Source organism: Frigidibacter albus (assembly GCF_009908165.1).
GTDB lineage: Bacteria > Pseudomonadota > Alphaproteobacteria > Rhodobacterales > Rhodobacteraceae > Frigidibacter > Frigidibacter albus.
Map to the genome: position 1 here is coordinate 1 of NZ_JAAAUC010000030.1, position 5,709 is coordinate 5,709.

A 5,709-nucleotide genomic window follows, 5' to 3' on the forward strand; every position below is an offset into this window, starting at 1 on the left:
CGCAATCGCCCGACCCGCTGCACGCAATGAAAGTTCCGCGCGCCGGGCGATTGCTCAACCCGCGCCGAAAGGCGTAAATGACCAACGGGCTCCGGTCGCGGCTGGATGAAAGACCAGTGGCAGGTCATTCTGCCCCCCGCGCCCCCCGAGGATATTTTCACCAGCAAGAAGGGCAGGGGGCGGGATGGTCAGCGCATCCCTTTGCGCTCGGGCAGGGGTCAGCCGGCGGTGGCGGCGAGGTCCATCTGCTGTTGCCAGCGAGGGTCGCTGGCGGGCTCGCGCCCCGCGACCGTGGCCAGCCTGACGACATAGTCGGCGCAGCAAAGGTGATGCAGCTTGCGGACATGGGGCAGGGCCATCGCCTCGGCATGCAGCGCCTCGAACGTGGCGGCGTAGCGCAGGGCCGACAGATCCTCGACATCGTTGCGATTGAAGCGGTTGAAGAACACGTCGGTATAGCGGTCCTTGTGGGCCGCGGGGCTGAGCATTCCGCGCTTGAGCGAGAAGCTCTCCTCCGAGCGGATCATGTAGTGGTTCATCTGCGCGGCGGCATGGGTGGTCAGCTCCGCTTCCGTCTGGCGCAGATAGGGCCCGCCCGGTTGCCATTGCGGCATGGTCACGCCGTCGCTGTTCACCCAGCGAAGCCCGGCGCCGCCCCAGGGCCCGGGAGCCCGGTCGGGCCGGTAGCCTGAAGGTCCGTGGGCATCAAGCCGATGGAAAAGGTCCGCCCGCCGCGAGATCGCCTTGAACCAGCGGTTGACCCCGATGCCTTGGGCCGCGGCGCGGGTGAATTGGCGGTGGACCAGCCCTTCGGACCAGTGCCGCTGTCCCGAGGTGCCGAAGACCTTCCAGTTCAGTGACATGCCAAGAAAGTCGGGCTCTTCGGGCAGCAGGTCGGTGATCTGGCCGGCGTCCTTGTGGACCACCAGGAACTCGTCGACATCGCAGACAAGGATCCAGTCCGCCGCCTGTGCCAGCGGATGCCGCTTGGCCCGCTTCAGCTTGGGGGGAAGGGGGATCTCGCCGGGCTTCACCCTGTAGTCGATGCGGGTCAGCCAGCCGGCCTCCTGCAGCGCATCCATCAATTGCGGGGAGTGGTCGGTGCAATCGTTCGTCACCACCAGAATGTCCGAAAAGCCCAGCATCCGGTACCAGGTGACCCATTCGACGATGAAGGCGCCCTCGTTCCGCATCGAGGAGATGACAAGGCTGCGCAAGGCGGGCTCCGGGTCAGGCAATGGGCGGGAGCTTAGGGCGAAAGCAGCGTGGGGGTCCAGCCCTCCACCAACCCTCTGGCGCCCCCCCGCGCGGCCTGCTATCCGGCCGGAATGATCCCGATGTCAGACAATCTGCGCGGCGCGCTGCTGATGATGGCCGCGATGGCGGCCTTCACCGGCAATGACACGCTGCTGAAGGCGGTGACGGCCGAGGTGCCGCTGTTCCAGTCCATCGTGATCCGCGGCGCGGTGACCCTGGTGTTGCTGGCGGGGCTGGCCTGGGCGCGGGGCGGCGTGCGGCTGCGGCTGGGGCCGCGGGATACCCGCATCGTCGGCCTGCGCTCGGTGGGCGAGATCGGGGCCACGCTGGCCTTCCTGTCGGCGCTGCAGCACATGCCGCTGGCGAACCTCAGCGCGATCATGCAGTCGCTGCCCTTGGTGGTGACGTTGATGGCGGCGCTGCTGTTCCGCGAGCGGATCGGCTGGCGGCGACTGACGGCCATTGCCGTCGGCTTTGCTGGGGTGCTGCTGATCATCAAGCCCGGCGGCGCGGCCTTCGATGGCTGGTCGGTACTTGGCGTCGTGGCGATGGGCTGCGTGGCGCTGCGCGATCTGTCCACGCGGTCCCTGTCGCCCGGAGTACCGTCGCTGGCGATAACGATCTACTCCGCGTTGGCGGTAACGGCGCTGGGGGCGGTGCTTGCGCCGTTCCAGGGCTGGGTGGCGGTGACGCCGTCGCAACTGATCAGCCTGGCCGGGGCAGGGGTGTTCCTGATCGGCGGCTATCAGTTCATCATCATGGCGATGCGGGTGGGCGATGTCAGCGCGGTAACGCCGTTCCGCTATACCTCGCTGCTGTTCGCCATCATTCTGGGCTGGATCACCTTCGGCCAGTTGCCCGACGCGCTGACGCTGGTGGGGGCAGGGATCGTGATCGCCTCGGGCCTGTTCATGTTGCGGCGCGAGCGGCAACTGGGGATTGCCTGATCAGCAGGCCCCGCGGGGCCGCAGCCAGCGCCGGGTGCTGTTGACAACCCCTGCGACTCCCCATATACGGCGCCCACTCGTGTGGCGGGGAAGGCTCTGCCCGTGGGTACTAGAAATGGATGTGGTCACGATCCGGACAGCAATGTCCCGATCCTCTGGAATTCCACCGCGTCGTCCCTGCGCAGGGGACGAATGCGGTTTTGGTGTTTTGTGGACGCGCAAGGCACAAGAACTGTGAATGCCCCCGGAAGTCGCGTTGACGAGCGTGATTGAACGGGCCGCAAACAAAAGGCGAGATGAATGCCGACGATCCAACAGCTGATCCGCAAGCCGCGGCAGCCCAAGGTGCAGCGCTCGAAGTCGCAACACCTTCAATCCTGCCCGCAAAAGCGCGGTGTCTGCACGCGCGTCTACACCACGACGCCGAAGAAACCGAACTCGGCCATGCGGAAAGTCGCCAAGGTGCGTCTGACCAACGGCTTTGAGGTGATCAGCTACATCCCCGGCGAGAAGCACAACCTTCAGGAGCACTCGGTGGTCCTGATCCGCGGCGGCCGGGTAAAAGACCTTCCGGGCGTTCGCTACCACATCCTGCGCGGTGTGCTCGATACGCAAGGCGTCAAGGATCGTCGCCAGCGTCGTTCGAAATACGGCGCGAAGCGTCCGAAGTAAGGAGAGACAGAGATGTCCCGTCGTCACGCCGCCGAAAAGCGCGAAGTTCTGCCTGATGCCAAGTTTGGCGATCGGGTCGTCACGAAATTCATGAACAACCTGATGGTCGACGGCAAGAAGTCGACCGCAGAGCGTATCGTGTACAATGCGCTGGAGCGGGTTCAGTCCCGTCTCAAGCGCGAACCGATCGAAGTCTTCCACGAGGCCCTCGATAACGTGAAGCCCTCGGTCGAGGTGCGCTCGCGCCGGGTCGGCGGCGCCACCTATCAGGTGCCGGTCGAAGTGCGGATGGAGCGCCGCGAGGCGCTGGCGATCCGCTGGCTGATCACCGCCGCGAAGAACCGCAACGAGCACACGATGGAAGAGCGCCTCGCCGGCGAGCTGCTCGACGCCGTGAACTCGCGCGGCACCGCCGTGAAGAAGCGTGAAGACACGCACAAGATGGCCGACGCCAACAAAGCGTTCAGCCATTACCGCTGGTAACCTTTCAGCCTGAGGACCACCCCAATGGCACGCGAATACCCCCTCGAGCTCTACCGCAACTTCGGGATCATGGCCCACATCGATGCGGGCAAGACCACCACGACCGAGCGGATCCTTTTCTATACCGGAAAGTCCCACAAGATCGGCGAGGTGCATGATGGCGCCGCGACGATGGACTGGATGGAACAGGAGCAGGAGCGGGGCATCACGATCACGTCCGCTGCGACCACCACCATGTGGGAACGCACGTCCGATGGCGTGACCGCCGAAACGCCGAAGCACCGCTTCAACATCATCGACACCCCCGGCCACGTCGACTTCACCATCGAAGTCGAGCGTTCGCTGGCGGTGCTGGATGGTGCGGTGTGTCTGCTGGACGCGAATGCCGGGGTGGAACCTCAGACCGAAACGGTGTGGCGCCAGGCCGACCGTTACAAGGTGCCGCGGATCGTGTTCGTCAACAAGATGGACAAGATCGGCGCCGACTTCTTCAACTGCGTCAAGATGATCAAGGACCGCACCGGTGCGATCCCCTGCCCGGTGGCCCTGCCGATCGGCGCGGAAGACCAGCTTGAAGGCATCATCGACCTGATCACCATGGAAGAATGGGTGTGGCAGGGCGAGGATCTGGGCGCGACCTGGATCCGCCAGCCGATCCGAGAGAGCCTGCAGGATCTGGCCGACGAATGGCGCGGCAAGATGATCGAGCTTGCCGTGGACATGGACGACACGGCGATGGAGGCCTATCTCGAAGGCGTCGAGCCGGACGTTCCGACCCTGCGCGCGCTGATCCGCAAGGGCACGCTGTCGATGGCCTTCGTGCCGGTGACCGCGGGTTCGGCCTTCAAGAACAAGGGCGTTCAGCCGATGCTGAACTGCGTTGTGGACTTCCTGCCCTCGCCGCTGGACGTGCCGGCCTATATGGGCTTCGCACCGGGCGACGAGACGGAAACCCGGAACATCCCGCGCTCTGCCGATGACAGCCAGCCCTTCGCGGGCCTGGCCTTCAAGATCATGAACGACCCCTTCGTGGGCTCGCTCACCTTCACCCGGATCTACTCTGGCGGCCTGAAGAAGGGCGACCAGATGATCAACTCGACCAAAGAGCGCCGCGAGCGCGTTGGCCGGATGATGATGATGCACGCCATCAACCGCGTGGAAATCGACGAAGCCTTCGCGGGGGACATCATCGCGCTGGCCGGCCTGAAAGAGACGACGACGGGCGACACGCTCTGCGATCCGGCCAACCAGGTCGTGCTGGAAACGATGACCTTCCCGCAGCCGGTGATCGAGATCGCCGTCGAACCGAAGTCGAAGGCCGACCAGGAGAAGATGGGCATCGCCCTGGCACGCCTGGCTGCCGAAGACCCGTCGTTCCGCGTCGAGACCGATCTGGAATCGGGCCAGACGATCATGAAGGGGATGGGCGAACTTCACCTCGACATCCTCGTTGACCGTATGCGCCGCGAGTTCAAGGTCGAGGCGAACATCGGTGCGCCGCAGGTGGCCTACCGCGAGACCATCTCGCGCGAAGCCGAGATCGACTACACGCACAAGAAACAGACCGGCGGCACGGGCCAATTCGCCCGCATCAAGCTGGTGATCACCCCGACGGAACCGGGCGAGGGCTACTCGTTCGAATCCAAGGTCGTCGGCGGCACGGTGCCCAAGGAATACATCCCGGGCGTCGAAAAAGGCATCAAGTCCGTGATGGACTCGGGCCCGCTGGCCGGCTTCCCGGTCATCGACTTCAAGGTGGCGCTGATCGACGGTGCCTACCATGACGTCGACTCCTCGGTGCTGGCGTTCGAGATCGCGGCCCGCGCCGCGATGCGCGAAGGCATGAAGAAGGCCGGCGCCAAGCTGCTGGAACCGATCATGAAGGTCGAAGTGGTCACCCCGGAAGAATACACCGGCTCGATCATCGGCGACCTGACCAGCCGTCGCGGCATGATCAACGGGCAGGAGTCGCGTGGCAACGCCAACGTGATCAACGCCTTCGTTCCGCTGGCCAACATGTTCGGCTACATCAACAACCTGCGCTCGATGTCCTCGGGTCGTGCGGTGTTTACCATGCTGTTCGACCACTACGATCCGGTCCCGCAGAACATCTCGGACGAGATCCAGAAGAAGTACGCTTGATCTTCGGTGCGCCTGACGGCGCACCCTACCCACCCGTAGGGTGCGTGACCCCACGCACCGAACACGACACAGGAGGCCATCATGGCTAAGGCAAAGTTTGAACGGAACAAACCGCATATCAACATCGGCACGATCGGCCACGTTGACCACGGCAAGACGACTCTGACGGCTGCGATCACGAAGTATTTCGGCGATTTCAAGGCCTATG

General features: G+C 64.4%; 6 protein-coding genes. 5 read left to right on the forward strand and 1 reads right to left on the reverse strand.

Annotation, left to right across the window (positions count from 1 at the left end):
* Positions 1–218: 218 nt before the first annotated feature.
* Complete coding sequence (locus GVY41_RS19900) at positions 219–1,217, reverse strand: glycosyltransferase family 2 protein (protein ID WP_161348722.1); 999 nt, start codon at positions 1,215–1,217, stop codon at positions 219–221.
* A 120-nt stretch (positions 1,218–1,337) separates the two neighbouring features.
* Between GVY41_RS19900 and GVY41_RS19905 the strand changes: the two genes are divergently transcribed.
* From GVY41_RS19905 to GVY41_RS19925, 5 genes are all read left to right on the forward strand, one after another.
* A complete protein-coding gene (locus GVY41_RS19905; RefSeq protein WP_170301249.1) occupies positions 1,338–2,204 on the forward strand; it encodes a DMT family transporter in 867 nt (288 codons plus the stop codon).
* A gap of 300 nt (positions 2,205–2,504) precedes the next feature.
* Positions 2,505–2,876 carry a 30S ribosomal protein S12 gene (gene rpsL / locus GVY41_RS19910; RefSeq protein WP_010399029.1) on the forward strand — a complete coding sequence of 124 codons (372 nt, stop codon included), beginning with the start codon at positions 2,505–2,507 and terminating at the stop codon, positions 2,874–2,876.
* Between the two features lie 12 nt (positions 2,877–2,888).
* Complete coding sequence (gene rpsG, locus GVY41_RS19915; RefSeq protein ID WP_161348721.1) at positions 2,889–3,359, forward strand: 30S ribosomal protein S7; 471 nt, start codon at positions 2,889–2,891, stop codon at positions 3,357–3,359.
* Positions 3,360–3,383: 24 nt separating this feature from the next.
* Positions 3,384–5,501, forward strand: coding sequence for an elongation factor G (gene fusA / locus GVY41_RS19920; RefSeq protein ID WP_161348720.1), 2,118 nt, complete (start codon positions 3,384–3,386; stop codon positions 5,499–5,501).
* 81 nt (positions 5,502–5,582) lie between these two features.
* The coding region (locus GVY41_RS19925) for a GTP-binding protein (protein ID WP_249041114.1) at positions 5,583–5,709 on the forward strand (127 nt) is incomplete at its 3' end.

Coding starts and splice junctions, on each gene's coding strand:
- GVY41_RS19905 (WP_170301249.1), top strand. CDS start 1,338: ATGTCAGACAATCTGCGCGGCGCGCTGCTGATGATGGCCGCGATGGCG.
- rpsL (WP_010399029.1), top strand. CDS start 2,505: ATGCCGACGATCCAACAGCTGATCCGCAAGCCGCGGCAGCCCAAGGTG.
- rpsG (WP_161348721.1), top strand. CDS start 2,889: ATGTCCCGTCGTCACGCCGCCGAAAAGCGCGAAGTTCTGCCTGATGCC.
- fusA (WP_161348720.1), top strand. CDS start 3,384: ATGGCACGCGAATACCCCCTCGAGCTCTACCGCAACTTCGGGATCATG.